The following is a 26,359-nucleotide window of genomic DNA, read 5'->3' on the forward strand; positions in this document are numbered from 1 at the left end:
TTCAAGCCCCCAACCGTTGGGCGACCTCTTCGCAGGTCAGGAAAGCAACACCATCGAGACCGCGCAGCCAGCTCAACAGGTCGTCGAGCGCGGCAATGCGGCTGGCCCGCGCGCTGCCGTAGTCGCTGCGCGGATGCAGCGTCAGCGTGATCAGGCAGCGCTCGCGATGCATCGCCTCGATCTCCTCGCGCCACATCTTCATGACGCGAGCGTGCGTCTGGCGCTGGGCGTAGAGCGTCGCGTCGATCAGGATCTCCGCATGCGGCACCTCGACCATGTCGCGGCCGCCATCGACGTCCAGCCGATACGGATGGTCGTCGTCCTGAAAGCTTGAATCATAGCGATAGCCGAGATCGGCGAGGTGCCCGAGCGTACGCTCCGTGAAGCGGCCATGCGGCGCCCGAAAGCCGCGCGGCGCGCGTCCGACGATCCGCGACAGCGTCGCATGCGTGCGCTCCAGCAGCGCTCGCTCGTCGATCCCGGCCGCGTCCATCTCCTCCATCGCCCAGCCATGCGCGGCGATCTCATGCCCGCGGCCGCCAAGCGCCGCGATATAGGCGGGATTGGCTTCCGCCTCTGCGCCGGGCACGAACACGGTGGATTTGATGCCGTGGCGATCGAGCAGTCCGAACAGCCGCTCGCAGCCGACGGCATAGGCGTATTTTCCGTAAGAAGCGCGGCCGAACAGGGCGTCCTCCCCGAGCTGGGTCAGCTCCACCGTCTTGCCCTGGAGATTGACGGTGACGACGACGGGAACGATCGGCTTGCTCATTGTCCGCTCCAGTCCCGCCGCCAGTCGGACGGACGCTTCAGGCACCATTCCGCCAGCTCCAGCATGCCGACGAAGCGAACGCCTTCGTGGCGCTTGGCATATTTAATGAGCCCTTCGACCGCCGCGACGCGCGCAGGCGAGCCCGAGCCATAGCCGACGCGCGGATGGAAGGTCAGGTTGTAGTAACCGCCCTCGGCGTAGATGGCATCGAACTCCTGCTCCCAGTGCGTCAACACTTCGGATGGTGGCGTGTAGCTGACGCGGTAGAACGGAAAGTCGTCGAGGCTCGAGGTGTTGTTGGGCAGGCAGACATAGTCGCTGCGCTCCTCGCCGTCGTAGCGCGCGAGATAAGGCAGGTCAAAATCCTTGTCGCTGGAATCGTAGACATAGCCGAGCTCACGGAGCTTGCTCAGCGTGCGCGCGGTCTTGTGTCCGGACGGCGAGCGCCATCCCCGTGGCGCGACGCCGGTGATCTCCGTGAGCAGCCGGTGCGTCCGTTCCAGCAGCTCCGGCTCGGCATCGCCGGGATCGACGCCCTCGTGAAAATAGCCGTGCGAGCCGATCTCGATGCCGGAGCGCGAGATGTCGCGGACGAGATCCGGGCTTTCCTCCGCGTCATAGCCGGAGACGTAGAACGTCCAAGGCACGCTGTGCCGCGTGAACATGTCGACGAAACGCGGGATGCCGCATTTGGCGGAGTAGCGGCCGTGCGAGCGCGCGCCGAGCGGCAACTGACCGCGGCCGCGTTCCAGCGACGTGCCGTCGAAATCGAGCGTAAGGCCGACGACGCAGCGCGCGCCATCCGGCCAGGCATGTTGCTTGCGCTGGGCAAGAGAGATCATCTGACAACCTCGACGTTCCAGAAACGGGGTTTGCGGCCGGCCCATGGCGCATACCCGCGCACCTTGGGTGAGACCGCGGAGACGTTGACGCCGGAGCTCCACACGATCATCGGCGCATCATCCACGAACAGCTTGTGGAGCGCATCGAACAGCGGCTGACGGGCCTCAGGCGCGGCCGTCTCCATCAGCCTGCCGAGCAGGTCGATCGCCTCACGATTACCCCAGACGCGGTCTGGCTGCGCGGCCTTGTCGCCGATGAAGCGATCAAGACCGAAAGCCGGATCGAGATAAGGCGTGTAATTCCACACCATGAGCTGATAATCGCCCTTGTTGTAACGGCTCAGCTGGGCCGCGAATTCGACGACCTCGACAGTGAGGTTGAGGCCGGCCTGCTGCGTCATCGCCTGCGCCAGCACGGCCACGTCGTTCATGACGGGAAAGCGCGAATTGGTGGTGATCTTGATCGGCTCGCCCTTGTAGCCCGCCTCGGTCAGCAGCTTCTTCGCACGCGCGACGTCGAGGCTGAAGCCCGCCTGCTCCACCGCGCCATAGTAGCGGCTCGACAGCGGCACCAGAGACGTACTCGGCTTGGCATAGCCGTCGGTCAGGCTGTCGCTCATACTGGGGTAATCGAGCGAGGCGGCAATGGCTTCACGGATGCGCTTGTCCTTCAGAAGCGGATCGTTCGTCTGCATCACGATCGCGTTCAGCGAGGCGACGGGCGCCGCGCTGATCACGAGACCAGCCGACTTCAACTCGCCCGCGAATTTGGGATCGGCCGACGGCCAGAGATCGAGATTGCCGGACTGGATCGCCGCTTTCGCCGCCGCCGGGTCGGGCACGATGGACAGCCTGACACCGTCAACCTTGGGCGACTTGGCCCCAGCGAGGCCGTCGGCCGGCTCGCTACGCGCGGCATAGGCCTCGTTGCGGGCAAGCTCGATGAACTGGCCGCGGCGCCATTCGGCGAGCTTGAACGGACCGGTGCCGATCGCCTTCTGCCAGGAGCCGTCGGCTCCGGCTGAGTCCGGATGCGCGATGCCGGTGCCGTCGCAATCGGCTCGCGCCATCGTGCTGAGGAAGGCGCCGCTCGGCTCAGCCAGACGGAACACGACCTGCTCCGGCGACGGCGCCGTGATCTCGGCGATCTTGATCTTGTGCGTGCCGTCGAAATTGGTCCGGCATGGCCAGCCGGATTTCGGATCGAGGAAGCGCTCCCAGGTCCATGCCACCTCCCGCGAGGTCAACGGCGCACCATTGTGGAACGTCACGCCCTCGCGCAGTGTGAAAGTGTAGGTGCGCCCATCCGCTGATGTCTCAATCGCCTTGGCCAGCATCGGGGCGACGGTCCCGTCGGCGCGCCAGGCAACGAGGCCCTCGTAGATCTGCTGCAACACGAGGCCGGTGTTGTCGTCAGGGCTGTTGCCCGGCATCAGGCCGCGGATGTCTGTGGTCACCATGCTGCGCAGGACGCTCTCGGCGCGGGCCGCGGACAGCGACGCAATGATCAGACACAACGCCACGACAGAACGCTTCATACGCATTATCCTGATTAACCCGAGGCACGCGCCGCCGCCGCACCAGCGAAGTCCAGAACGGGCGCGGCCGCGAGCAGCGCCTTGGTGTAATCATGCTGCGGGTGATCGAACACGTCGTCACGCGAGCCTTGCTCGACGATCTTGCCGCCCTGCATCACCACGACGCGGTCAGCGACCTGCTCGACGGCGGCGAGGTCATGGCTGATGAACAGGCAGGCAAAGCCGTATTGCGTCTGCAACCGCTCGAACAGTTTCAGCACCTGCGCCTGAATGGTCATATCGAGCGCCGAGACCGGCTCGTCCGCCACGACGAAGGCCGGCTCGCGCACGATGGCGCGGGCGATGGCGATCCGCTGGCGCTGTCCACCGGACAATTCATGCGGCCAGCGCTTGCCGAGACCGGCAAGCCCGACCTCGTCCAGCATCGCCTCCACCCGAGTGTCGCGCTCGGCTGTCGTCAATTGCGGGACGTGGCGCAGTGGCTCGGCGACAATCTCGCCGACGCGCATGCGTGGATCGAGCGAGGAGTAAGGATCCTGGAACACCAGTTGCGAGGCGAGACGGAAGTCGCGATCGATCGTTGCCGTGACATCCCTGCCCCGGAACCTGATCTCACCGCCCGACGTCGGGATCAGGCGCAGCATGGCCCGGCCAAGCGTGGTCTTGCCGGAGCCGCTGCCGCCGACGACGGCGACCGTTTCTCCGGCGGCGATGTCGAGATCGACGCCGTTGACGGCGGAGACGCCGGTGTCGCGGCGGAACAGCCGCTGCCGCCCGGCGAAGCCTACCTTGAGATCACGTACGCTAACGAGGGGTTCGCCGCCCCGTCGCGCTTTGGTCGTGGCGCCGCGCCGCGGCAGCGCCTCGACCAGTCGCCTGGTATAGGCTTCGCGCGGCGAGAACAGGATCTGCCGGGTCGTGCCGGTCTCGACCATCTTGCCTTGCCGCAGCACCAGCGCGCGCTGCGCGTAGCGCGAGACCAGGCCGAGATTGTGGGTGATCAGCATCACCGACGTGCCGTGGTCACGGGCGAGCCCGACCAGGAGGTCGAGCACCTCGCGCTGGGTCAGCGTATCCAGCGCCGTGGTCGGCTCGTCCGCGATCAGCAGCTTCGGCTTCAGCAGCATCACCGAGGCCAGCATGATGCGCTGGCGCATGCCGCCGGAGAATTCGTGCGGATAGGCGTCAAAAGTCCGTTCGGGATCACGGATCTGCACCCGCGCCAGCATGTTCGAGACAGCGGCGCCTGATCTCGCGCTTACCGAGCCGCTCGTGCAGGCCGATCCCTTCCGCCATCTGCGCGCCGACGCTGATGGCGGGATTGAGCGAGACCATCGGCTCCTGGAACACCATGCCGACGGTAGGCCCACGCATGGTGCGCATCTGGCGCGCCGAGACGTTGGCGAGATCGACGCCATCAAGCACGATGCGGCCGCCGGCCTTGCGCAGACCCGGCGGCAACAGGCCGAGCACGGCACGCGCCGCCGCTGTCTTGCCGCTGCCGGATTCGCCGACGACGGCGAGAAACTCGCCGCGCTCGACGGCGAAGGAGACGTTGTCGACGATCACGGCATTGCTGGCGGCAACCTCGATGCGCAGATTTTCGACCGACAGCAGCGTCATCCGTGCGCCATCCTGGGATCGAGGCGATCGCGCAGCGAATCGCCGAGCAGATTGATGCCGAGCAGCGTCAGCGCGATGCAGAGGCCCGGTGCGATCGAGAGCCAGGCCGCCGTCTCCATGAATGGACGACTTGCCGCCAGCATGTTGCCCCAGGTCGGCGCCGGCGGCGGCACGCCGAGGCCGAGGAAGCTCAGCGCGCTCTCGGCCAGCAGCACCCAGCCGAACATACTCGTCGCGAGCACCGCAACTGGCGCGACCGCGTTCGGCATCACGTGGCGGAGCATCGAATAGACCTCGGAATTGCCGATGACGCGCGAGGCCTCGACATATTCCTTCTCGCGGATCGACAGCACGGTGCCGCGCACCACCCGGACCACCGAGGGAATGTAGGCAAGACCAAGCGCCAGAATGAGCCCGACCTTGTTGGCGCCGACCACGATCATCACGGCCAGAGCCAGTAGGATGCCGGGAAATGCCAGCAGCGCGTCGTTGACGGCCATGATGATGCGGTCAACCCAGCCGCGGATGTAACCCGCCGCGCAGCCGATCACCATGCCGGCGGCTACGGCGAGCGAAACCGTAACCAGAGCGATCACCACACTGGCGCCCGCGCCGACCATGATGCGAACTCAGCACGTCACGGCCGAATTCGTCGGTGCCGAGCCAGTGCAGTGACGACGGCGCCTGAAGTCTTGCCCGCAGATTGATGCGCAGCGGATCGAACGGCGTCCAGAAAGCACCGGTGACGGCAGCGCCCAGCAGGAGCGCAATCAGGACGCCGCCGATCGCGGTATTGGCGCGCATCCTCATGCCACCGTCACCCTCGGATCGAACAGCGGATAGCAGAGATCGACGATCAGATTGACGACGACGTAGATCACGGCGGTGAACAGCAGGCAGCCCTGCACCACCGGATAGTCACGCGCGAAGATGGAATCGACCAGGAGACGGCCGAGGCCGGGCAGCGTGAACACGGTCTCGATGACCGCGATGCCGCCGAGGAGATGGCCGAGCACGAGACCGATCAGCGTCCAGGTCGGCGCGAAGGCGTTCGGCAGCACGTGGCGGGCGAGCACGCGCCATTCCGGCACGCCTTTGGCGCGTGCGTGGGTGACATATTCGAGCCTGAGCACCTCGATCGAGGCGGCTCGCGCCATGCGCGTGAGCACGCCGATCTCAACCATGGTCAGCGTCGCGATCGGCAACACGATGAAGGTCGCCGCCTGCCAGAAATTCTCGGCGAACGGCACGTAGCCGATCACCGGCAACCATTTCAGCTTGAGCCCAAAAAGAAGCAGCAGCAGAAGACCGAGCCAGAAGCTCGGGATCGACAGCAGCAGCGTGGCCCCGCCGACGACGGAGAGATCGAGCAGGCTGTTCTGCTTCCACGCGGCCACAAGGCCGGCCGGAACCGCGATGCACGCGGACGCCGCGACCGCCACCAGCACGATGACGGCGCTGACCTGGAAACGATCGAGGATCAGCGGCAGCACCGCGAGGTTGTTGGTGATGGAGTGACCGAAGTCACCGGCCGCAAGCTTGGCGATCCAGTGCATGAACTGCACCGGGATCGGCTGATCGAGGCCGAGCTGGGCGCGCAGCTGTGCGGCCTGTGCTGGATCGGCGGCATCGCCGAGCATGACCTGCACGGGGTCACCGGGGATGAGACGCACCAGCGCAAATACTGCGATCGCGACCAGCAGCAGTGTCGGGATCGTCATGGCCAGCCGTCTTGCGAGGTAACCCAACATGGTGCGCCTTGCCTACTGCACCGTGACGCCCCAGAACCGCGGCTGGGGATAAAGCCAGCCGGCATAGCCCTTGATGCTCTTGCGCAGCGCCGTCAGCTCGGCGCCGTTGAACAGCACGATCATCGGCACGTCGGCGATGAAGCGCTTGTGCATCTCGTCGAACAGCGCCTGCCGCGTCGTGGTATCGTCGATCATCATGGACTGGCGCAGCATCCCCTGCGCCTCCGGATTGTCCCAGACCTTGCGCGGCTGCGACGCCTTCGGCCCGGTCAGCATCTCGAAGCTCAGCGAGGGATCGAGTTGGGCCGAATAGACGAAGGCCATCGACTGGTAGTCGCCGCGGTTGTAGCGATCGAGCTGAGCCGCCCAATCCATCACCTCGAGCTCGATGTTGATCCCGACGGTCTGCGCCATCGCCTGCACCAGCACGGACGCATCGAACACGAAGCTGTAACGCTTGTTGGTGATCATCTTGATCGGCTGGCCGCGATAACCGGCCTCCGCCAGAAGCTTCTTCGCTTCCGCGATATTCTGCACATAGCCGTGCGACTGCGCCTCGCCGTAGAAGGGGCTGCCGAGCGGCAACGCCGAATTGTTGGGACGCGCCGTGCCCATCATCACGGCATCGACGATCTGCGCGGTGTCGATCGACAGCGCGATGGCGCGGCGGATCCGGACATCCTTCAGCAGCGGGTCCCTGGTCTGGAACAGGATGCCGGTGAGGCCGAGCGCAGGCGTGATGCTGAGCTGCACGTCGGAGCGCGACTTGAGCTCTTCGAGATCGGGGATCGACAGGCTCAGGATCACGTCGAGCGAGCCACTGAGCAACCCCGCTTTCGCGGCAGAACTATCCGGGATCACGTTGAAGCGCACGCGATCGACCTTGACGTCCTTGGCGCCGGTGTAGCCGGTGCGCGGCTCGCTGCGCGAGACATAGCCGTCGAAACGGACGATATCGATATATTGTCCCCGCTTCCACTCGGCGAGCTTGAACGGGCCGGTGCCAATAGGGCGATCCACTTGCCGTCCGCGCCGACAGAGTCGCGATGAATGATTGCGGTCTGCCCGCAATCGGGCCGCGCCAGCGTCGGAAGGAACAAGGCCGTCGGCTGATCAAGCGTGATGGCAACGGTCTGTGGATCGGGCGCCTCGACCTTCTCGATCCGCGCGATGCCGGTGGCGCTGAATTCAGACAGGCAGCGCCATTGCGTCGCCGGATCGAGCCAGCGCTTCAGCGACCAGACCACGTCATCCGCGGTCATGGTCGCGCCGTTGTGGAACTTGACGCCCTGCCGCAGGCGGAATGTATAGGTCTTTCCCTCGTTCGAAATCGTCCAGCTGTCCGCCAGCATGGGTCCGATGGACGTATCGTCGCGGAAGGCGACCAGCCCTTCCACCACATGCGCGATCACGCCATCGGTGTTGGCGTCGCGATTGGTGCCGGGATCGGTCGAGCGGATGTCCGCGTTGAGCCGGGTCCTCAGTAATGTCTCGGCGCCGGCTTTCCCCAGCATGGCCCACAGGGCGAGCGCAGCCAGACCGACCGCCCACGCCGGCGATGGCCGACGCCGCCCCATCACGCTGCCCCCGCCGCCGCGACCGACCGCTTGAACGCGGCCCGCCCGATCTCGTCGATCTCGAGCCGGTATGTGGTGAATTCGCGGTTGAGCGCCGGCAGCGGCGCCGCCTGCATCAACCCGCTCGCCGGCTCCATCAGGATCATCGCCACGGTGGCGCTGAGATTGTTGCTGAGATTGCGGCGCGGCGGGCGGCACACCGACCAAGGATAGGCGAACTCGTCGAACAGGGCGTTCTTGACGGTATCGAAGGTGATGCTGCCGATGTGCGGCTGAAGCAGATCGCGAACGCGAATGTCGCGGTAGAGACTATCAGGCGTGTTGAAGATGCCGGTGTCCTTCAACTTGCTGAGCGCGACGGGGCTGAGGAAGTTGTTGGCGTGGACCAGCAGGCCGTTCTGCGGATGCACCTGGAAGGTCTCGTCCGGGGCGCACTCGAAATCGATCGCCACGCCCTCGCGGTGGCTGACGATCATGTTGTTGGCCGCCGACTTCTTCGTGCAATAGACCGCCCGCATCGCCAGCGCCAGATGCTCGTTCTCCAGCACCTTGCGGCGGATCAGCGCCAGCGGCACGCCGACCTGGCGATAGTCGCGGTCGCTCTCGAGATAGTTGGCCGTGATCGCGATGCCGACGGCATTGAAGCCGCAGCGACCGAGCGCGCCGGCTTCGGTGAAGGTCATGAGATCAGGACCGTCGTCGCGCCGCACCTTCAGCACCACCGCGGTCTCCGCGCATTCGCGCTTCCAGTCCCAGTTCTGGGCGTGGATCAGGCGGCCGCTGGCGGCCGCCTGCGGCATCACGACGACGCCGGTGCAGCCATCGGGATCTTCCGGTGTCTTCAGGCGCGCGCGGATCGCGGGATTGGCGAGCTTGATGATCTCGGTGCGGGCATTGAGCAACACGACATCCTCGAACGGAACGTCGGCGCCTTCCGCAATGCCGCGCATCTCCTCGATATAATCAGGCTCGAACCCTTCGATGACCGGCACATAGTCGCGCACCAGCGCGGCGACACCGTTTGCGTCGAGCGAAAGCTCCTTCAGCTGCGCGAAGTAATGCGTCGTCCCCTTCTTGATGCGGCCCGCCGCCTTCTGCCCGTACTGACGTCCACGCTCGCGCGGGGGGCCGGAGATTTCGATCAGGGGAAAGGGTTCGATCATGGGACGCCAAGTTCCTTCGTGAAGTTCCTTTTGCTTTCCCGGGAAGGCTAATGTATTTTGTAATGACATGAAACAAAAATCTTCAGCCTCGAAATTGACCTTGGAAAAGGCGCCCCCAAGCCGTCTTCAGCGCGAACTGTCGGCCGGGATCATGGACCTGATCCGGAGCGAAGGGCTCGCGCCCGGCACGCGCCTTGCCGAAGTCGCGCTCGCCGAGCGCCTCCAGGTCTCGCGCACGCCGGTGCGCGCCGCGCTGAAGCTGCTGGCGCGGCGCAAGCTCGTGCATGCCGGCGCCAGTCGTGGCTATTTCGTCGCCGAGGCCGCCCCCGCCTCGCACAAGGCACCGCCAAAGCCGAACCCCGACGATACCGACCGGCTGTTCCTCGCAATCGCGCGCGACCGCCGCGCCGGCCGGCTGCCGGAGGAAGTTTCCGAGCGCGACCTGATGCAGCGCTACGATGCGACACGGCCGATCGTGCAGCGCGTGCTCACCAAGCTTGCCGAAGTTGCTGCCGTGCAGCGCAAGCCCGGCCACGGCTGGCGCTTCCAGCCGACGCTCGCGGACACGCAGGCGCGCGACGAGAGCTATCGGTACCGTCTGCTGATCGAGCCGGCCGGCCTGCTCGAGCCGGGCTTCCGGCTCGACCCGGCCTGGGCCGCCGAGATGCGCCGCCGGCATCAGGAGATGCTGGCGATGCCGTGGAGCGACACGGCCAGCATCGCGCTGTACGAAATGAACGCGGCCTTTCACGAGGGCCTCGCCGCCGCATCAGGCAACCGCTATCTGCTGGTCGCGGTCCAGCAGCAGAACCGGCTGCGTCGCTTCGGCAACTACGACTGGACCTTCGGCCATGAGCGCGTGATCGTGAACTGCCGCGAGCATCTCGCCATTCTCGACCAGCTCGAAGCCGGCCAGAACGAGGCTGCCGCCGCGCTGCTCCGCCGGCATCTCGAAGGCGCAGCAAAGCTCAAGCGCAGCCCGGCCAATTCCAACACGCCATCCAAAGCCTCCTGACGTTTGCAAGAGTTGCCATGACCATGAATGCCTTCGCTTCCTCCAACAGCCCCCTCACCCGCGAGGCCATGGAGCCGTTCTGGCTGCCGATGACGCCGAACCGGCAGTTCAAGCAGAAGCCGCGCATCTTCGTCGGCGCCGAAGGCATGCACTACATCACCGATGACAGCAGGCGCATTCTCGACGGCATGGCGGGGCTGTGGTGCGTGAACGCGGGACATGCGCAAAGGCGCATCGTCGAGGCGATCCAGGCGCAGGCGGCAAAGCTCGACTTCGTCTCCTCGTTCCAGATGAGCCATCCGGCCGCCTTCGAGCTCGCCCGCCGCATCACCGAGATCGCGCCCGCCGGCCTCGACCATGTCTTCTTCACCAATTCCGGCTCGGAATCCGTCGACACTGCCCTGAAGATCGCGCGCGGCTATCACCGCGCGCGCGGGGAAGCCAGCCGCATCCGCTTCATCTCTCGCGCCAAGGCCTATCACGGCATGGGCTGGGGCGGCCTGTCGGTGAGCGGCATCGTCCGCCACCGCCGGGATTTCGGCCCGCTGCTGCCGGAGGTCGACCACCTCCCGCATACGCACGATCCCGAGCACGCGGCGTTCTCGCGCGGGCAGCCGCAATGGGGCGCGCATCTCGCCGACGAGCTTTCAAAGCTGCTGCAGGTGCACGATCCCTCGACGATTGCCGCCGTCATCGTCGAGCCCGTGACCGGCTCCGGCGGCGTGCTGCCGCCACCTGTCGGCTATCTCGAGCGGCTGCGAAAGATCTGCGACCGGCACGGCATTCTCCTGATCTTCGACGAGGTGATCACCGGCTTCGGACGCCTCGGCGCCGCGTTCGGCGCCAACGCCTTCGGCGTGACACCCGATATCATCACCTGCGCCAAGGGCATGACCAATGCTGCCGTGCCGATGGGCGGCGTCATCACCAGCGGCAAGGTCTATGATGCGCTGATGCAAGGGCCGGATAACACGATCGAGCTGTTCCACGGCTACACCTATTCGGCCCATCCGCTCGCCTGCGCGGCCGGTCTTGCCGCACTCGACGTGTACCAGGATCTCGGCCTGTTCGAGCGTGCCCGCCGCCTCGCGCCGGCGTGGGAAACCCAAGCGCATGGCTTGCGCGACCTTCCCCATGTCGTCGACATTCGCAACATCGGCCTGCTCGCCGCGATCGACCTGAAGCCGCGTGACGGCGCAGCAGGTGCACGCGGAGTCGAATGTGCCAGCCGCTGCTATGACGATGGCGTCCTGATCCGCAGCAGCGGCGATACGCTCCTGATCTCACCGCCTCTGATCATCACCGAGGAGCAGATCGACGAGATCTTTGCCGCGATCCGCCGTGCATTGATCGCCATCAGCTGACCGCCGGCCGGGAGCATCACGGCGATCTGACAGTCGAAGGCAACCGCGCAGCCGGCGAGAACGGGTGGCTTAGAGCACGCCGGCGACGCGCAGTGCCTGCTCTAGCGCCTGCAACTCACCGCGTGTCGCCGCCGGTTGCGGCGGCCGCGCCGAGTCGCATGGCAGACGCCCGAGCAGCTTCAGGCAGGCCTTGAGCCGCACGGTCGCGCGTCCTCCCGGAGGGTCGCGGTAGATCGCGACCGCCAGTGGATACAGCTTCTCATGCGCGGCGCGTGAACGCTCCCAATCGCCGGCTTCGGCCGCAACCCAGAGGTCGACCACAAGCTCCGGTACCACACAGGCGAGGCTGACCTGGCTGCCGGCCGAGCCGATGAGATAGCTCGCCAGCAGATGTTCGTCGCCCGAGCCGAGCACGACGAAGTCCGGTCGCAGCTTCCCAATCAGCCGCAGATTCTGTTCGTAGGCCGCAACCTCCCAGCTGCCTTCCTTCACCGCAACGAAACGGGGATCGGCGACAAGCCGCATAAGCAGCGGCGGCGCGTAGGCCATCGCGCCCGCGCCGACGGGCGCGGCGTAGAGCATCAAGGGCACCGTCGTGGCGTCGCGGATGCGGCGGTGATGCTCGATCACGCAGTCGTCGGCATGGCCGAGCGCCCAGCTGTTGGGAGGGAACACCAGCAGCCCGTCCGCGCCGGCCTCTTCCAGCGCAGCCGCCTCGCGCGCGGCCTCCAGGCTCGATTCATGATTGACCCCGGAGACGATCAGGCAGTCCTTCGGCGCGTGCTGGCGCGCAAGCCCCACCACGCGCCGCTTCTCGGCCAGCGACAGCATGAAGTTCTCGCCGGCGTGGCCGTTGACGAGGATCCCATTGATGCCGCGTGTGGACGAAACCGACGCGAGATGCGCTGCGAGCTGCGCCTCGTCGACCTCGAAATCGGGAGTCATCGGCACGATGGTGGCGGCGTGAATGCCGCGCAGGCGATCGCTGAATCTCCGCATCCCGGCCGACATCGCCACCTAGTGAATGATCTGGTCGAGGAACGTCCGCGCCCGTTCGGACTTCGGATGCTTGAAGAATTCCTCGGGCGCGGCCTGCTCGACCACCTTGCCCTCGTTCATGAACACGATACGGTCGGCGACCTCGCGGGCAAAGCCCATTTCGTGGGTCACGCACAGCATGGTCATGCCCTCTTCCGCCAGCTTCTTCATGGTCTCCAACACCTCCTTGACCATTTCCGGGTCGAGCGCGGAAGTCGGCTCGTCGAACAGCATGATCTTCGGCCGCATGCACAGCGCGCGTGCGATCGCGACGCGCTGCTGCTGGCCGCCGGAGAGCTGCCCGGGAAATTTTTCGGCCTGGTCGGGAATCCGGACTTTTGTGAGGAAATACATGGCGAGGTCCTTCGCCTCCGCCTCGCTCATGCCGTTCGCGGTCATCGGCGCCAGGGTGCAGTTCTCCAGCACCGTCATGTGCGGAAACAGATTAAAGCTCTGAAACACCATGCCGGTGTCGCGCCTGACGGCGTCGATGTTCTTGCGCTGATGATCGAGCTCGACGCCGTTGACGTAGATCAGGCCCTCGTCGTGCTTCTCGATGTGGTTGATGCAGCGAATGAGCGTCGACTTGCCCGAGCCGGAGGGACCGCAGACCACGATCTTCTCGCCCTTGGCGACCTTGAGATCGACCTCGTTCAGCGCGGTGAAGTCGCCATAGTGCTTGTAGACCGCCTCCATGTGGACCGCAGGAACCTCGCGGATTTGCGGTTGCACTGTTCCACCTTCGGCCGTAGTCATCGATATCTCGCTCATGCGCGGGCCTCCACACTCGCCTGCGCAACCGGCGCGCTCGCTGCGACGCGCCTGGTTTTCGCCGCGCTCGAGCGACCGAAATGCTTCTCAAGCCGGCGTTGAACCGCGTCCCAGACCGAGGTGAGGATCAGGTAATACGCCGTTGCCGCCGCATAGACTTCCAAGATCTGGAAATGCTCCTGCATCAGCATGTCGCTGCGGCGCATGAGCTCCTCGACCGAGATCACGGAGGCGAGCGAGGTCGCCTTCAGCAGCGAGTTGATGGAGTTGCCTAGCGGCGGGATCATCAACCGGAACGCCTGCGGCAAGGTCACGCGGCGGAACGTGACCCAGGGCGACAGGCTGAGCGCCCAGGCGGCCTCGCGCTGTCCCGCCGACACCGCCATGAAGCCGCTGCGCACGATCTCGGCGAGATAGGCCGCCTCATTGAGGATCAGGCCGACGAGCGCGCAGGTGATCACGCTGAACTTGATGCCCAGCTGCGGCAAGCCGCTGTAGATCACCACCAGCTGGATCAGGAGCGGCGTGCCGCGGAAGAACCAGATGTAGAAGCGCGCTGCACCCGCGAGCACCGGATTGGACGACATGCGCAGCAACGCGATGCCCATGCCGAGGATCAATCCGCCGACGACCGCCGCCACCGTCAAGCCGATGGTGACGAGCACTCCTTTCATCAGGAAGTAATTGAAGAAATAGCTGACGGCGGCCGTCGGACTGAAATGGCTCATCGGCTCGTCTCCGTAAGAATCAGGCCGGACCGGGGCCGGCGATCGCAAGCGGCTGGTCGGCCGGCATGCTGGTCAGGCCGAACTTGTCGAACAGCGCCTGGTAGCTGCCGTCGGCCCGCATAGCGTTCAGCGCCTTGACGACGGCATCGACCACCGTCTTGTTGCGGAAGCCGAGCGTCGTGCGGGCGGTGCCGAGGCCGCTCAGCACTTCCTTGACGCGGCCGCGGCTGGTGAGGTCGCGCGCCACGCTATCGACGAGCAAGGCGTTGTCGACCTGTCCCGCCAGCAGCGCGCTGACGACGTTGGTGGCAGTGGGGAACGTCCGCATCTCGACGGCGGCTCCGCCTTTCGCGGCGCTGGCATCGCTGAGCTTCTTGAGCCAGTTCATCTGGTAACTGCTGACCTCAACGGCGGATGATTTTCCGATCAGATCGTTTTCGGTAGCAATTTTTGTGCCGCTGTCGGGAGCAACCACGACCGAAATGGCCTGAATCGCGTAAGGCACCATGTACATCAGCTTGGAACGTTCCTCGGTCCAGAACATGCCGGTGTCGATGCCGTCGATGCGGGCCGCGTTGAGCGCAGGGATCATCGCCGGAAAATCCATCCGGACGAGTTCGACCGGAAGACACAACCGCTTGCCGAGTTCGGCGGCGAGCTCGACGTTGAGGCCCTGCAGCTGGCCGTCCTTGTCGACGAATTGCTGCGGCGGATTGGTCGGGTTGATGGAGAGCTGCAATTTGCCGGGCGCAATCAGATTGTCGTCGGTGATTGCGGGCGTACAGACGGCATGCACTGCCGTGGATGCGAGAACGAGCGCGGCGGCCGCACTCAAGCGAAGCAGTGTCGAGACCATGAATTCCTCCAGTAAGACGCCAATGACCGATGCAGTTCCTCGCCCGGGATTCCCCCTCGCCGTTTCTTGGATGCGGCCTGCCGGATCTCGCGACACGGCAGGCAGCATCATCTTCGATCTGCTCCGGCCGGTCCCGACATCGGCCTCAGCTCGATGCGCATGAAATTCTTCACCAGGGATTCGAACGGACCAAAACCCTTCACCTTAAGGAACTCCGGCGTCTCGAACGCCCATCGCCCCGCGACTTCGTACATGGCGGCGTATTTGGGACCGTCGCCGATCGAGACGAAGCGCTGAGCCGAGAGCCAGCCGGGGACAGGCGAGCAGATCAGGAAAATGCCGATGCTCGTACCAGGTGTTGAACGCATCCTCGTGCTCGGGATCGATGTCGACCCGCACGATGTGGATGAAGGCTTCGTCCGGCATCGGCTCGCCCCTCATGCCAGGCGGATGTCGCCGGCCGCGCGCGCCGCGCCGACCGTCGTTGCAATGGCATCGCACAGCGCAGGCAGAACCGGCAGCAGCGGTGGCCGCGGATCGGCGTTGCCGATCAGGCCGAGCGCCTTCAGCCCGACCTTCATGCGCGTGTGCATGTCCATGATCGGCGCAGGTCCGTAGATTGCGCGGACGATCGGATAGAGCCGCTCGTTGACGGCGCGCATGGCCTTGAGGTCGTCGGCGAGCGAGGCCTGCCACAGCGCGACGAACAGATGCGGCGCGAGGCTGACGAGGCCGGAGAGAATGCCGTCGCCTCCGACGGCGAGCTGCGGCAGGAACCAGTTGAAGTTCGACGGCAGGATCGCGACGGAAGGATCGGCCTGCTTCACCGCCCGCCGGTTCTCGTCATAGGCGAAGATGGTGTCGCTGCCTTCCTTGATGGCGATAACGCTATCGATCGCCGCGATCTTCGCCAGCGTCTCCGGCGAATAGCCAAAGCCTGATGCCAGCGGATACTGGAAGATCGATACCGGGATTCGGATCGCGGAGCTGACCGCCTGCACAAAAGCCACCGGCGCGCGCGAGGTCGCCGAGGCTCCGCCGCCGAGCGGTGCGGGCGGGAACAACACGGCGCAATCGGCGCCGGCCGCTTCCGCGAGCTGGGCCTGATGGATCGCTTTCGCGGTGGAATGCGCGATGATGCCGGCCAGTAGCGGCTTGCCGCCGATCTGCCGGCGCGTCCGCTCGATTACCGCCTGGCGCTCGTCGTCCGAAAGCGATCCGCCCTCGCCCGCGTGGCCATTGACGAACACCGCCGCGATTCCATCCGGGCAGGCGCAATAGTCCAGCACGCGGGCGTAGCCGTCCCAGTCGATCGAGCTGTCGTCTTTAAAGGGCAGCACGGTCGCGACCGTGACGCCGCGCAAGTCTGGTTTTTTCATCGCCTTGCTCATGACGGTTTGCGCCGCGGAAATTTCAGGCTCGCCCGTGCCTTCAGCACTTCGAGGCCGCCCTCGTTGCGCGCGCTCGCTTCCCAGATGATGGTGCGGGTCTCGTCGTGCTGCTCGGCGATCCAGACGTCGAAGGTGAGCGTGTCGCCGTAGAACACGGGCCCGGTGAACCAGAAGCGGTCCTCCACCGACACGCCGATGGTGCCGACCAGCTCAGAGGTGAGGATGCTGGTGCAGAGGCCAGCAACCATGATCCCCGGCGCCAGCCTGCGGCCGAAGCGCGTCGCGCCGGCATAGACCTCGTCGACATGAACGGGGCCGAAATCGCCGGTCGCGGCGATATAGAGCGCGCCATCCGCCTCGGTGATGGTCTTGCTCAGGCTGACCCTGTCATTCACCTTGAGATCGTCGAAGGATTTCGGCTCGTACATGGTTCAGCCCTTCGCGAAGGGAACCAGCGTCGCGGTGCCGTCGACAACGGTCGTGCCGGATGGCGACAGGGTGCAAGTCACGCGGCAGGTTGCCTCGTCACCGGCGACCGAAACGATCTCGGCCCTCGCTTCGACGGACTCGCCGACGATCACGGGCGCAGCAAAGTTGAGCGCGATGCTGCCGATCCGCCGCGTCGGCCCGCCGAGCTGGCTGAGGCACGTCGTGGCAAGACCGCCGACGGCGAGCTCAAAGGCGACCATGTTGGAGGCGCCCGCCTTTTTTGCGCGGACGGCATCGACATAGAGACCGCCGAGATTGCCGCTGATGCCGGTGAACATCGCCTGCTCGGCCACCGTCATGGTCTTCCGAAAGGCGAAGGCGGTGCCGGGCTTGAGAGGTGCGTGAGACATCGGTCGCTTCCCTAGAGCTGCAAGCCGTTCTTGATGGTGCTGCGCGCAACCAGCATGCGGTGGATTTCGGAGGTGCCGTCGTAGATGCGGGTGACGCGAGCGTCGCGATACATGCGCTCCAGCGGCAGGTCCTTGCTGAAACCCATGCCGCCGAACACCTGGATGGCGCGGTCGACCACGCGGCCCTGCATCTCGGAGGCCGCGACCTTGATCATCGAGACCTTGTCGCGCGCATCCCTGCCCTGATCGATGTCCCAGGCGGCGTTCATCACCATCATCTTGACGCCAAAGATCTCGGTGGCGGAATCGGCGATCAGCTTCTGCACCATCTGGAAGTCGCCAATCAGCTGGCCGAACTGGCGCCGCTCGCCGGCATGCTTGCGCATCATCTCGAGCGCGCGCTGCGCCATGCCGACGGCGCGCGCGCCGATATGGGCGAGCCGGATCTGCAGCACGCTCTGCATGATCAGCTTGAAACCACCGCCGACCTCGCCGAGCACGGCCGCTTTCGGAATGCGGCAGTCCTCAAAGCTCAGCTCGGCATGGCCGTAGCCGCGATGGCCCATCATCGGCTGGGTGCGCGCGACCTTGAAGCCGGGCGTGCCGCGGTCGACCAGGAACAGGGTGATGCCGCCGCGGGCACGCTTGTCCTTGTCGGTCAGCGCCATCAGGATCACGTAGTCGGCAATGTCGCCGTCGCTGATGAAATGCTTGGTGCCGTTGAGGACCCATTCGTCGCCGTCGAGATGCGCCGTGGTGCTGATCGACGCCGCATCGGACCCGGCGCCCGGCTCAGTGATCGCCATGGCGCAGATCTTGTCGCCCTTGACCGTGGGCAGCAGATAGCGCTCGACCTGATCGCCCTTGCAGGCCATCAGCATCGGATAGACCTGGCCGAACACGCGGCGGATCAACGCATCGGAGGTCTTGCCGAACTCCTCCTCGACCAGGCAATGCTCGACGCAAGTTAGTCCACCGCCGCCGACATCCGCCGGCATGTTCATGGCGTAAAGGCCGAGCTTCTGTGCCTTGGCCTTGGTGACCGCAAGCACGTCGGCCGGCACCTTGGCCGTCAGCTCCACCTCGTCTTCGAGCGGCTGCACCTCCGTCTCGACGAAGCGGCGAACGGTATCGACCAGGAGGCGCGTCTCTTCGGGGACAGAAAAATCGATCATCGCGCCACTCCGACGGCCTTGCCGGCGACCATCGCGTCGATCTCCGCGGCGCCGTAGCCGATCTCGCCGAGCACCTCGCGCGTCTGCGCACCGAGCCGCTGCGGCACCAGCCGCACCTCCGGCATCCGGCCATCATAGCGCGCGGGATGCGCGACCATCCGGATCGGCGCGCCCCCCGCACTCTCGGCGCTCTTGAACACGCCGAGATGCTCGAGCTGGGGATCGGTCTCGAGGTCGCGATAATCCTGCACCGGCGCGTGCCAGACCCGCGCGGCTTCCAGCGCCGGCAGCCAATCGGCCGTCGACTTCTGTTTCAGCTTGGCTGCAACGATCCGCGTGATCTCCTCGCGCTTCGAAAAACTGTCGGCCTCCCCGAACGGCTTCAATGCCTCGCTCTCCAGCGCGACCGCGAGCGTCTTGGGCGACGCCATGGAAATCGCGAGATGGCCGTCCGCCGTGGCGTGAATGCCGTAAGGACCGGGGCTGAACCACGCCGCGATGCCCGCCGGACCGCGCGACGTCGGCGACGGCGCACCGTTGAGCCAGGCGGTCAGCGGCTCGACCTGGAGATCGAGCGCGGCCTGATAAAGATTGACCTCGACGATCTGCCCCTTGCCGGTTTTCGTTCGGGCAAACAGCGCCGCGAGGATGCTCATGGCATAGAGCGAGGCGGCATGCTGATCGACGATGACAGCGCCGACCGCCGTCGGTTCGCCGTCCGCCCGCCCGGTCCGCATCGCAAGGCCAGACATCGCCTGGAGCAGAAGGTCCTGGCCGGGGCGATCCTTGTAGGGCCCTTCCGACCCGAATCCGGTCGCTACCGCATAGATCAGGCCGGGATTGATTGCCTTGAGCGTGTCGTAACCAAGACCGAGCTTGGCCATGGTGCCGGGGCGAAAATTCTCCATCACGACGTCGGCGGTCGCGACCAGCTTCTTCACCGCGGCAATGCCGTCGGGATGCTTGAGATCGACGGCGAGACTGCGCTTGTTACGTCCGGTCGCCAGATGATTGACGCTGTCGCCTGCGACGAAATGATTGGCGACCGCCCAGTTGCGCTGAAACGCTCCCTCGATCGGCTCGACCGCGATGACGTCCGCGCCGAGATCGGCGAGCGTCTGCGCGGCCAGGGGACCAGCGAGATAGTGATTGAAGCTGAGGATCTTGACGCCGTCGAGCAGGTTCATCCGTTCACACCTCAATTCAAGCAACTGCAATTGGCGCGCTGCGCCACACGAGATCGAACGTCTTGACCAGGGCACGTGCGGCTGCATCCTGTGCAGCCGGCAGCGGTAGGCGCGGCGGGCGCGGATGGCCGGCTGCAAAGCCCATATGACCGAGCAGCGCCTTGCTGCCGGCGACATAGGCCTGGCCGCCGACGAATTCGATCACCGGCAGGTATTTGAGATAGAGCTCGCGCGCTTCCTTGATCGCGCCGTGGTCGGCGACGAGGCTGAAGATGCGGGCCATTTCCGCCGGGACCACGTTGGAGGCCACGGCCACCCAGCCCTGCGCTCCTTCGACGAAGGATTCGAAGCCGAGGATGCCGCCGAACACGGTCATCCTGTCGCCGCAGAGGCGGATGATGTCGCGCACCCGCGTCACCTCCAACGTTGACTCCTTGATATAGAGACAGTTGTCGATCTCGGCGATGCGCTCCACGAGCTGCGGCTTGAGGTCGACGTTGGCGGTTGCCGGATTGTTGTAGACCATGATCGGCAGCGCGATCGCGTCGGCAACCGTCTTGTAATGATGGACGAGTTCGTCGTCGGTCGGCGTCGAATAGAACGGCGGGATGATCATCACGCCGTCGGCGCCCAGTTTTTCGGCACGGCGGCTGAGGCGCACCACCTCACGCGTATCCTCTGCGCCGGTGCCGATCAGCACCGGCACGCGGCCCGCGGCCTGGCGAATGACGACCTCCGCAACCAGCGCCTTCTCGTCATCGTCCATGGACAGGAACTCACCGGTCGAGCCAAGCGGGATCAATCCATGAATACCCTGCGCGATCTGCCAGTCGACGAAGGCGCGCAAGGCCGCGACATCGACCGCCCCCGCTGCCGTGAACGGGGTGATCATTACGGTGTAGGTGCCGCGGAACGTCTTCATCGGGGAACTGCCGGGTACTCGGGTGGATTCAAGCGATAAGTGCTGCCTGCGGAATATCCGCACGCCTTATGCAATCGTTTGCATAAATGGCTCTGCATTGGGCAACACCATCCATTTTTTGAGCTTGATCCGCGTAGAATAAGCTCATAGCGTTTCTGCAATCGTTTGCAGTCTATCGGCAGGTTGGATGAGCGTCACGCTCAAAGATGTGGCACAGGCGGCCCGGGTTTCAGTCAGCACTGCTTCCCGAGCGCTGACGGGAACCGGCCTGACCAGCGAGCGCACGCAGCAGCGCCTGGTGCGCATCGCGCGCGAGCTCGGCTATCGACCGAACCCGATCGCGCGCGGCCTCAAGACCGGGCAGTCGCGGCTCGTGGCACTCCTCGTCCACAATCTCACCAACGCCTCGTTCCAGGTGATGGCCGAAGTGGTGCAGGCGCGCCTGAAGGCGCTGGGTTATCAGATGCTTCTGTGCATCGGTGGCGACGATCCGCAGCAAGAGAGCGACACCCTCACCACGCTGGTCGATCACCGCATCGACGGACTGATCGTGGTGCCGACAGGCAAGAACGGCGCGCAGCTCAAGGCACTCTCCAAGGACGTCCCCATCGTCTGCCTAGTGCGGCGCGATGACGCGACCGATCTCGAGACCGTGCTCGCCGACGATCCGCAAGGCGCTTATCTGGGCACACGCCATCTGATCGAGCTCGGGCACAAACACATCGGGCTGATCGTCGGCCGCCAGGACACGACGTCCGGCCGCGAACGGTTGTCCGGCTATGTCCGCGCCCTGCGCGAGGCCGGAATCGCCAGGGACGACACATTGATTCATGCCGGCCATTTCGTGCCCGAGACCGGCGCGACCTGCGCCCGCAAGCTGCTCGACCTTCCCCGCCCGCCCAGCGCGATCTTCGTCGCCAACCATGAGGCCACGCTCGGCGTGCTTCGCGTGACGGCGGAGCGGAACATCGCGATCCCCCAGGATCTCTCGCTGCTCTGCTATGAAGACATGCCCTGGTTCGAATGGCATCGCCCGGCCATCAGCATCGTCGACAACGGCGCGCGAGATCTTGCCAATCTTGCCGTCGACCGGCTGCTGCATCGCATGGATGCCAAAGGCAATGGCAATGACGGCGTGCGCGAATATCGCGTCGGCGCCCGTTTGGTGCAGCGCGACTCCTGCCGCCGGATCGAATCCACAGGCACCGCCAAGGCCGGCAAATCCAGGCCGTCGGCTTCCAAATCCAAATCGTCTGCGACCAAGCCCGCGAAGGTCTGATCGATGCCCTATGTCGAAGTGCTCGCCCCGCAAGTCCCAAGGCAGCGCAAGGCGGCGCTGGCGAAGTCCGTGACCGACGGCCTGATGACGGCATTCGGCGTGACCGCCGATACGGTCACTCTCTATTTTCTCCCGATCTCACCCGACGACTACGCCCATGCGGGCGAATTCGAACCGCAGGGCGCCGGCCAGCGCATCCTGCTCAAGGTGCACGCCTTCCGGCGAACCGAGGCCGAGCGCCGGGCTGCCGCCATCGCGCTGACTCGCGGGGTGTGCAGCGCCTATGGCGTGCCTGGCGACGACGTCGCCGTCGATTTCCTCGATCGCGACCGCAGCGAGGTCGCTCACGATTCCAAGCTCGCCAGCGACTGACGGGAGCCACACGCCATGGATCGCTTCTACTCCCAGGACCAGAAAGCCCTGCGCGAGACCGCCCGACGCTTCGCCGAAGCGGAGATCCTACCCCGCGCGGCCGCGATCGACCGCGAGGACCGCTTCGACCGCACGCTCTACAAGGGCATGGCTGACCTCGGCCTGTTCGGCATTTGCCTGCGCGAAGGCGCTGGCGGTGCTGGGCTTGATGCAGTGGCAGCCTGCATTGCGATGGAGGAACTGGCGCGCTGCTCCGGCGCGGTCGCCAACGCCTTCGCCATTCCGGTCGAGGCCGTACTGTTCTTCGACCATCACGGCACCGAGGCGCACAAGGCGCTGATCCCAAAAATCCTGAGCGGCGACATCATTCCCGCCACCGCCGTCTCCGAGCCCGATCACGGCTCCGACGTCGCGAGTATCCGCACCAATGCGGTGCGCGAAGGCAATGGCTGGCGGCTCACCGGCACCAAGGCCTGGGTGACGCTCGGCGGCGTCGCCGATCGCATCATGGTGTTCGCGCGAACCGGCAGCGAGGCGGGCCACCGCTCCATCTCGTGCCTTCTCGTCGACGGCGGCCTGCCCGGCATCGCGCGCGGCAAGAACGAAGAGTTGCTCGGCATGCACGGCCTCGACGACTGCCAGATCACCTTCTCCGACGTGCGCCTGCCTTCGGACAGTGTGATGGGGCCGGAGAACCAGGCCTTCAAGATGGCCATGAGCAATTTCAACTTCAGCCGGCTGATGATGGCCTCGATGGCACTCGGCATGGCGCAGGCGGCGTTCGAGGATGCCACCAAGTACGCCCGCGACCGCAAGCAGTTCGGCCAGTCCATCATCGGCTTCCAGGCGGTGCAGTTCATGCTCGCGGATATGTCGACCGACATCGCCGCTGCGCGCCTCCTTATCCACCACGCCGCGCGCCTGCACGATGCCGGCGAGCCGATCGCCAAGGAGGCGGCGCAGGCAAAGCTGTTCACCACCGACATGGCGATGAAGCATGTCTCCAACGCGCTGCAGATCCACGGCGGCAACGGTTATTCGCGCGAATACCGCATCGAGCGGATCTTCCGCGACGTGCGCCTCGCCCAGATCTACGAGGGCACCAACCAGATCCAGCGGCTGATCATCGCCCGCCAGGTCGAGAAGGAGGCCGCGTGAGGGCATGCTGAGCATCATCACGGCGAACGAGGCCGCCGGCCTGATCCGCAACGCCGACACGCTGATCGTCGGCGGCAATGGCGGCACGGGCGCGGCCGAAGCTATTCTCGACGCGCTGGAGCAGCGCTTTCTCGGCGGCCAGGGCCCACACGATCTGACGCTGATCAACATCACCGGCGTCGGCGCCGTCTCCGAGAAAGGCCTCTGCCATCTCGCCCATGAAGGCCTGATCGCGCGCGTGATCGGCGGCAATTTCGGCCTGCAGGTGCCCTTCATGCGCCTCGTCCGCGACGAGCTGATCGACGCCTACAATTTCCCGCAAGGCGTGATGAGCCAGCTCTGCCGCGCCATGGCGGCAAAGCATCCGGGCGTGCTCACCCATGTCGGCCTCAACACCTACATGGACCCGCGCCAGGACGGCGGGCGCATGAACAAGCGCACCACCGCGCCGCTGGTCGATTTGCTCGAGCTGCACGGCCAGTCCTGGCTGCTCTACCGTGTCCCCGCCCCGCCCGATGTCGCCATCATTCGCGGCACGTCGGCCGATGAGGACGGCTACATCAGCATGGAGCACGAGGGCACGACGCGCGAGGATCTTTCGATCGCGCAGGCCGTGCACAATGCGGGCGGCACCGTGATCTGCCAGGTCAAGCGCATCGTGAAGCGCGGCTCGCTCCATCCGCAGATGGTGAAGATCCCCGGCTTCCTGATTGACCACGTCGTGCTCGAGCCCGAGCAGATGCAAACCTACGGCACCGTCTACGATCCGGCGCGCTGCGGCGAGACGCGCGTGCCGGTGGCGATGATCACGCCCGATCCGCTGACCGAGCGTCGCGTGATCGCTCGCCGCGCCGCCTTCGAATTGCGCCCGCGCGACGTCGTCAATCTCGGCGTCGGCATCTCCGCGATGATCCCCAATGTCGCGGCCGAGGAAGGCATCTCCGACCTGATCACGCTGACGGTGGAATCCGGCGTCGTCGGCGGCGTGCCGGGTCATGCGCGCGAATTCGGCACCGCCATCAATCCGCGCGTCATTCTCGACCAGGCCTACCAGTTCGACTTCTACGACGGCGGCGGCCTCTCCTGCGCCTTCCTCTCCTTCGCGGAGGTGGACGAAGCTGGCAACGTCAACGTCACCCGTTTCGGCGAACGCCGCGACGGCTCCGGCGGCTTCATCGACATCACTCAGAACGCCAAGCGGCTGATCTTCAGCGGCACCATGACTGGCGGCAAGTTCGACATCGGCGTCGAGAACGGCCGCCTCGCGATCCGGCGCGACGGAGCCTTCCGCAAATTCGTTCCGCAAGTGGGCCAGATCAGCTTCAGCGCGTCGCTCGCGGCGCAGCGCGGCCAGCATGTCAGCTACGTCACCGAGCGCGCCGTGTTCGAGCTGGAGAACGGATACGTGACGTTGACCGAGATCGCGCCGGGCGTTCGCCTTGAGGAGGACATCCTCGCCCATATGGGCTTCAAGCCACGTATCAGCCCGCAGCTGAAAGACATGGATCCGCGCATCTTCCGGTCCGGGCCGATGGGGATTGCGCAGAGCTTCAAGGCGCTGCCGGCGCGGCCACGGAAGGTCGCCTGAGGGATCAGCATGAACGCCAACGGCCCGATCAATCTCCGTTACGAGGACATCGCGCTCGGTGCGGAGTTCGAGACCGCCGTGCACACCGTGACGGAGGCCGATATCGCGGCCTTCGCCGACGTCACGCGCGACCACCACCCGCTTCATGTCGATGGCGCCTATGCGCGCTCCCGCGGTTTTCCCGCGGTGATCGGCCACGGCCTGTACGGTCTGTCACTGATGGAAGGGCTGAAGTCTGAGCTGAAGCTATACGAGGAGACCTCTGTCGCCTCGCTCGGCTGGGTCGAGGTGAAGTTCAAGGCTCCCATCGTCGCCGGCGATACCTTGCGTGTGCGCTTCCGCTTCGTCGAGAAGCGCCCGACCAAAAATCCCGAGCGCGGCATCGTCATCGAGACGCTCGACCTCATCAACCAGCGCGACGAGGTGGTGACCGCTGCCCGCCACATCTCGCTGATCCTGACCCGGCAAGCCGATGGATCGGCGGCCATGTGACGAGACATTGAAGAAGACGTCGGACCGGAGAACGGCTCCTCTGCCACCCACGATTTGATCGGAGTATTCGAATGCGATTTCCCAAGACCTTCTCCGCCCTCGTCCTTCTGGTCGGCCTGACGCAGGCCGCCGGTGCCCAGACCTGCACGCCGAAAGTACCGGCGTCGAGCCTGATCGAGGCGCCGAAATGGCAGATGTCGATCAACCCGACGCTGCCGCCGCAGCAATTCGTCGACGACAAGGGCGAGTTGCAGGGCCTCAATGTCGAGCTCGCCCGCGAGATCGCCAAGCGCATCTGCGTCGAGGCAGTGTTCCTGCGCATGGATTTCCCGCCGATGATCCCGGCGCTGCGCTCGGGGCGTTTCGATGCCATCAACACCGGCCTGTTCTGGACCGAGGAGCGCTCCAAGATGCTCTACCTCGTGCCTTATGCGCAGCAGGCGATCAGCATCTACACCGATCCCTCCTCCAGCCTAAAGCTGGAGAGGTTTGAGGATCTCGCCGGCCGCGTGGTGGGCGTGGAATCGGCGACGTACACCGAGCGCAAAGCGCGCGAATTCAGCAGTGAGATGGTCGCCAAGGGCCTCAAACCAGTCGAGCTGCGCACATTTGCGACCGTCACCGCGACGTCGGCGGCGCTGCGCGCCGGCCAGCTCGAAGCGGCGCTCAACATCAACGAGACCGCCAACTCGCTCGAGCAGAAGGGCATCGCCAAGATCTGGGTCCGCGGCATTGCTGGCACCGACATCACCTTCGCCTTCCGCGACAAGCTGCTTGCCCAGGCGGCCGCCGATGCCCTGACGGCAATCCGCGCTGATGGCACCTATGACAAGCTGTTCGACAAGTTCGGCATGACCAAGCTGAAGACCAGCACGTTCGCGATCCGCGGCGATGGTCCGACAAATCGACGGCAGGCGC

At 65.4% G+C, this 26,359-nt stretch carries 25 protein-coding genes and 3 pseudogenes; 8 read left to right on the top strand and 20 right to left on the bottom strand.

From position 1 onward, the window contains the following. Position 1: 1 nt before the first annotated feature. The 9 genes and pseudogenes from ACSKB8_RS36775 to ACSKB8_RS36815 all read right to left on the bottom strand — a co-directional run bounded on the left by ACSKB8_RS36775 (position 2) and on the right by ACSKB8_RS36815 (position 9,266). Positions 2 to 772: a polysaccharide deacetylase family protein gene (locus tag ACSKB8_RS36775; RefSeq protein ID WP_438109414.1), complete on the bottom strand. Its 771-nt coding sequence runs from the start codon at positions 770 to 772 to the stop codon at positions 2 to 4. Further along, positions 769 to 1,614, bottom strand: coding sequence for a polysaccharide deacetylase family protein (locus tag ACSKB8_RS36780; protein ID WP_438109415.1), 846 nt, complete (start codon positions 1,612 to 1,614; stop codon positions 769 to 771). The genes ACSKB8_RS36775 and ACSKB8_RS36780 overlap by 4 nt, the downstream gene beginning before the upstream one ends. Beyond that, positions 1,611 to 3,152 carry an ABC transporter substrate-binding protein gene (locus ACSKB8_RS36785; protein WP_438109416.1) on the bottom strand — a complete coding sequence of 514 codons (1,542 nt, stop codon included), beginning with the start codon at positions 3,150 to 3,152 and terminating at the stop codon, positions 1,611 to 1,613. Before ACSKB8_RS36785 ends, ACSKB8_RS36780 begins: the two co-directional genes overlap by 4 nt. 14 nt (positions 3,153 to 3,166) lie before the next feature. Beyond that, positions 3,167 to 4,775 (bottom strand): annotated as a pseudogene (locus ACSKB8_RS36790) (ABC transporter ATP-binding protein). After that, positions 4,772 to 5,585: pseudogene (locus ACSKB8_RS36795) on the bottom strand (ABC transporter permease). Before ACSKB8_RS36795 ends, ACSKB8_RS36790 begins: the two co-directional pseudogenes overlap by 4 nt. Beyond that, positions 5,582 to 6,526: an ABC transporter permease gene (locus tag ACSKB8_RS36800; RefSeq protein ID WP_438109417.1), complete on the bottom strand. Its 945-nt coding sequence runs from the start codon at positions 6,524 to 6,526 to the stop codon at positions 5,582 to 5,584. The pseudogene ACSKB8_RS36795 and the gene ACSKB8_RS36800 overlap by 4 nt, the downstream one beginning before the upstream one ends. A 12-nt stretch (positions 6,527 to 6,538) precedes the next feature. Continuing rightward, entirely contained in the window at positions 6,539 to 7,486 is a 948-nt protein-coding gene (locus ACSKB8_RS36805) for an ABC transporter substrate-binding protein (protein ID WP_438110813.1), read from the bottom strand. Continuing rightward, on the bottom strand, positions 7,384 to 8,103 hold the full coding sequence (locus ACSKB8_RS36810; RefSeq protein ID WP_438109418.1) for an ABC transporter substrate-binding protein: 720 nt from the start codon (positions 8,101 to 8,103) through the stop codon (positions 7,384 to 7,386). Before ACSKB8_RS36810 ends, ACSKB8_RS36805 begins: the two co-directional genes overlap by 103 nt. Next, the gene (locus ACSKB8_RS36815) at positions 8,103 to 9,266 is read right to left on the bottom strand and encodes a C45 family autoproteolytic acyltransferase/hydolase (protein ID WP_438109419.1); all 1,164 of its coding nucleotides are present in this window, start codon (positions 9,264 to 9,266) and stop codon (positions 8,103 to 8,105) included. The genes ACSKB8_RS36810 and ACSKB8_RS36815 overlap by 1 nt, the downstream gene beginning before the upstream one ends. 100 nt (positions 9,267 to 9,366) lie before the next feature. On the opposite strand from ACSKB8_RS36815, the gene ACSKB8_RS36820 reads away from it, so the two are divergent. Continuing rightward, positions 9,367 to 10,281, top strand: coding sequence for a GntR family transcriptional regulator (locus ACSKB8_RS36820; RefSeq protein WP_370986588.1), 915 nt, complete (start codon positions 9,367 to 9,369; stop codon positions 10,279 to 10,281). 23 nt (positions 10,282 to 10,304) lie between these two features. Then, complete coding sequence (locus ACSKB8_RS36825; protein WP_438110815.1) at positions 10,305 to 11,645, top strand: aspartate aminotransferase family protein; 1,341 nt, start codon at positions 10,305 to 10,307, stop codon at positions 11,643 to 11,645. 69 nt (positions 11,646 to 11,714) lie between these two features. Here ACSKB8_RS36825 and ACSKB8_RS36830 read toward each other — a convergent pair whose 3' ends face one another. The 11 genes from ACSKB8_RS36830 to dapA form a co-directional block, all read right to left on the bottom strand. Continuing rightward, positions 11,715 to 12,644, bottom strand: a complete 930-nt coding sequence (locus ACSKB8_RS36830; protein ID WP_438109420.1) for a dihydrodipicolinate synthase family protein — start codon at positions 12,642 to 12,644, stop codon at positions 11,715 to 11,717. Positions 12,645 to 12,662: 18 nt separating this feature from the next. Beyond that, entirely contained in the window at positions 12,663 to 13,454 is a 792-nt protein-coding gene (locus ACSKB8_RS36835; protein ID WP_438109421.1) for an amino acid ABC transporter ATP-binding protein, read from the bottom strand. Then, positions 13,451 to 14,182: an amino acid ABC transporter permease gene (locus ACSKB8_RS36840; protein ID WP_061882212.1), complete on the bottom strand. Its 732-nt coding sequence runs from the start codon at positions 14,180 to 14,182 to the stop codon at positions 13,451 to 13,453. The genes ACSKB8_RS36835 and ACSKB8_RS36840 overlap by 4 nt, the downstream gene beginning before the upstream one ends. 19 nt (positions 14,183 to 14,201) lie before the next feature. Beyond that, complete coding sequence (locus tag ACSKB8_RS36845; protein WP_438109422.1) at positions 14,202 to 15,038, bottom strand: ABC transporter substrate-binding protein; 837 nt, start codon at positions 15,036 to 15,038, stop codon at positions 14,202 to 14,204. A gap of 107 nt (positions 15,039 to 15,145) precedes the next feature. Next, positions 15,146 to 15,406, bottom strand: coding sequence for a hypothetical protein (locus tag ACSKB8_RS36850; RefSeq protein ID WP_438109423.1), 261 nt, complete (start codon positions 15,404 to 15,406; stop codon positions 15,146 to 15,148). 69 nt (positions 15,407 to 15,475) lie between these two features. Continuing rightward, positions 15,476 to 16,417, bottom strand: coding sequence for a dihydrodipicolinate synthase family protein (locus ACSKB8_RS36855; protein WP_438109424.1), 942 nt, complete (start codon positions 16,415 to 16,417; stop codon positions 15,476 to 15,478). An 8-nt stretch (positions 16,418 to 16,425) separates the two neighbouring features. Beyond that, positions 16,426 to 16,857, bottom strand: coding sequence for a MaoC family dehydratase (locus ACSKB8_RS36860; RefSeq protein ID WP_011086090.1), 432 nt, complete (start codon positions 16,855 to 16,857; stop codon positions 16,426 to 16,428). A 3-nt stretch (positions 16,858 to 16,860) separates the two neighbouring features. Continuing rightward, complete coding sequence (locus ACSKB8_RS36865) at positions 16,861 to 17,268, bottom strand: MaoC/PaaZ C-terminal domain-containing protein (protein ID WP_407112919.1); 408 nt, start codon at positions 17,266 to 17,268, stop codon at positions 16,861 to 16,863. Positions 17,269 to 17,279: 11 nt separating this feature from the next. Then, entirely contained in the window at positions 17,280 to 18,443 is a 1,164-nt protein-coding gene (locus ACSKB8_RS36870; protein WP_438109425.1) for an acyl-CoA dehydrogenase family protein, read from the bottom strand. Next, positions 18,440 to 19,630, bottom strand: coding sequence for a CaiB/BaiF CoA transferase family protein (locus tag ACSKB8_RS36875; protein WP_438109426.1), 1,191 nt, complete (start codon positions 19,628 to 19,630; stop codon positions 18,440 to 18,442). Before ACSKB8_RS36875 ends, ACSKB8_RS36870 begins: the two co-directional genes overlap by 4 nt. 16 nt (positions 19,631 to 19,646) lie before the next feature. Then, complete coding sequence (gene dapA, locus ACSKB8_RS36880; protein ID WP_438109427.1) at positions 19,647 to 20,552, bottom strand: 4-hydroxy-tetrahydrodipicolinate synthase; 906 nt, start codon at positions 20,550 to 20,552, stop codon at positions 19,647 to 19,649. Between the two features lie 187 nt (positions 20,553 to 20,739). On the opposite strand from dapA, the gene ACSKB8_RS36885 reads away from it, so the two are divergent. From ACSKB8_RS36885 to ACSKB8_RS36910, 6 genes and pseudogenes are all read left to right on the top strand, one after another. After that, positions 20,740 to 21,831, top strand: coding sequence for a LacI family DNA-binding transcriptional regulator (locus tag ACSKB8_RS36885; protein ID WP_438109428.1), 1,092 nt, complete (start codon positions 20,740 to 20,742; stop codon positions 21,829 to 21,831). A gap of 3 nt (positions 21,832 to 21,834) precedes the next feature. Continuing rightward, entirely contained in the window at positions 21,835 to 22,203 is a 369-nt protein-coding gene (locus ACSKB8_RS36890; RefSeq protein WP_438109429.1) for a tautomerase family protein, read from the top strand. Between the two features lie 15 nt (positions 22,204 to 22,218). Next, positions 22,219 to 23,361: an acyl-CoA dehydrogenase family protein gene (locus ACSKB8_RS36895; RefSeq protein ID WP_438109430.1), complete on the top strand. Its 1,143-nt coding sequence runs from the start codon at positions 22,219 to 22,221 to the stop codon at positions 23,359 to 23,361. Between the two features lie 4 nt (positions 23,362 to 23,365). Beyond that, positions 23,366 to 24,949, top strand: a complete 1,584-nt coding sequence (locus ACSKB8_RS36900) for an acyl CoA:acetate/3-ketoacid CoA transferase (protein WP_438109431.1) — start codon at positions 23,366 to 23,368, stop codon at positions 24,947 to 24,949. Positions 24,950 to 24,958: 9 nt separating this feature from the next. Continuing rightward, a complete protein-coding gene (locus ACSKB8_RS36905; protein WP_438109432.1) occupies positions 24,959 to 25,441 on the top strand; it encodes a MaoC family dehydratase in 483 nt (160 codons plus the stop codon). Between the two features lie 194 nt (positions 25,442 to 25,635). Continuing rightward, positions 25,636 to 26,280: pseudogene (locus ACSKB8_RS36910) on the top strand (transporter substrate-binding domain-containing protein); the annotation flags it as partial. Between the last annotated feature and the right edge of the window lie 79 nt (positions 26,281 to 26,359).

This window comes from Bradyrhizobium sp. BR 1432 (genome assembly GCF_051547705.1).
GTDB classification, from domain to species: Bacteria; Pseudomonadota; Alphaproteobacteria; order Rhizobiales; family Xanthobacteraceae; genus Bradyrhizobium; species Bradyrhizobium zhanjiangense.

Bases quoted from the DNA above. Each gene is read 5' to 3' on its own strand.
- ACSKB8_RS36775 (WP_438109414.1), bottom strand. From the start codon at position 772: ATGAGCAAGCCGATCGTTCCCGTCGTCGTCACCGTCAATCTCCAGGGC.
- ACSKB8_RS36780 (WP_438109415.1), bottom strand. From the start codon at position 1,614: ATGATCTCTCTTGCCCAGCGCAAGCAACATGCCTGGCCGGATGGCGCG.
- ACSKB8_RS36785 (WP_438109416.1), bottom strand. From the start codon at position 3,152: ATGAAGCGTTCTGTCGTGGCGTTGTGTCTGATCATTGCGTCGCTGTCC.
- ACSKB8_RS36800 (WP_438109417.1), bottom strand. From the start codon at position 6,526: ATGTTGGGTTACCTCGCAAGACGGCTGGCCATGACGATCCCGACACTG.
- ACSKB8_RS36810 (WP_438109418.1), bottom strand. From the start codon at position 8,103: ATGGGGCGGCGTCGGCCATCGCCGGCGTGGGCGGTCGGTCTGGCTGCG.
- ACSKB8_RS36815 (WP_438109419.1), bottom strand. From the start codon at position 9,266: ATGATCGAACCCTTTCCCCTGATCGAAATCTCCGGCCCCCCGCGCGAG.
- ACSKB8_RS36825 (WP_438110815.1), top strand. From the start codon at position 10,305: ATGAATGCCTTCGCTTCCTCCAACAGCCCCCTCACCCGCGAGGCCATG.
- ACSKB8_RS36830 (WP_438109420.1), bottom strand. From the start codon at position 12,644: ATGCGGAGATTCAGCGATCGCCTGCGCGGCATTCACGCCGCCACCATC.
- ACSKB8_RS36835 (WP_438109421.1), bottom strand. From the start codon at position 13,454: ATGAGCGAGATATCGATGACTACGGCCGAAGGTGGAACAGTGCAACCG.
- ACSKB8_RS36840 (WP_061882212.1), bottom strand. From the start codon at position 14,182: ATGAGCCATTTCAGTCCGACGGCCGCCGTCAGCTATTTCTTCAATTAC.
- ACSKB8_RS36845 (WP_438109422.1), bottom strand. From the start codon at position 15,038: ATGGTCTCGACACTGCTTCGCTTGAGTGCGGCCGCCGCGCTCGTTCTC.
- ACSKB8_RS36850 (WP_438109423.1), bottom strand. From the start codon at position 15,406: ATGCGTTCAACACCTGGTACGAGCATCGGCATTTTCCTGATCTGCTCG.
- ACSKB8_RS36855 (WP_438109424.1), bottom strand. From the start codon at position 16,417: ATGAAAAAACCAGACTTGCGCGGCGTCACGGTCGCGACCGTGCTGCCC.
- ACSKB8_RS36860 (WP_011086090.1), bottom strand. From the start codon at position 16,857: ATGTACGAGCCGAAATCCTTCGACGATCTCAAGGTGAATGACAGGGTC.
- ACSKB8_RS36865 (WP_407112919.1), bottom strand. From the start codon at position 17,268: ATGTCTCACGCACCTCTCAAGCCCGGCACCGCCTTCGCCTTTCGGAAG.
- ACSKB8_RS36870 (WP_438109425.1), bottom strand. From the start codon at position 18,443: ATGATCGATTTTTCTGTCCCCGAAGAGACGCGCCTCCTGGTCGATACC.
- ACSKB8_RS36875 (WP_438109426.1), bottom strand. From the start codon at position 19,630: ATGAACCTGCTCGACGGCGTCAAGATCCTCAGCTTCAATCACTATCTC.
- dapA (WP_438109427.1), bottom strand. From the start codon at position 20,552: ATGAAGACGTTCCGCGGCACCTACACCGTAATGATCACCCCGTTCACG.
- ACSKB8_RS36885 (WP_438109428.1), top strand. From the start codon at position 20,740: ATGAGCGTCACGCTCAAAGATGTGGCACAGGCGGCCCGGGTTTCAGTC.
- ACSKB8_RS36890 (WP_438109429.1), top strand. From the start codon at position 21,835: ATGCCCTATGTCGAAGTGCTCGCCCCGCAAGTCCCAAGGCAGCGCAAG.
- ACSKB8_RS36895 (WP_438109430.1), top strand. From the start codon at position 22,219: ATGGATCGCTTCTACTCCCAGGACCAGAAAGCCCTGCGCGAGACCGCC.
- ACSKB8_RS36900 (WP_438109431.1), top strand. From the start codon at position 23,366: ATGCTGAGCATCATCACGGCGAACGAGGCCGCCGGCCTGATCCGCAAC.
- ACSKB8_RS36905 (WP_438109432.1), top strand. From the start codon at position 24,959: ATGAACGCCAACGGCCCGATCAATCTCCGTTACGAGGACATCGCGCTC.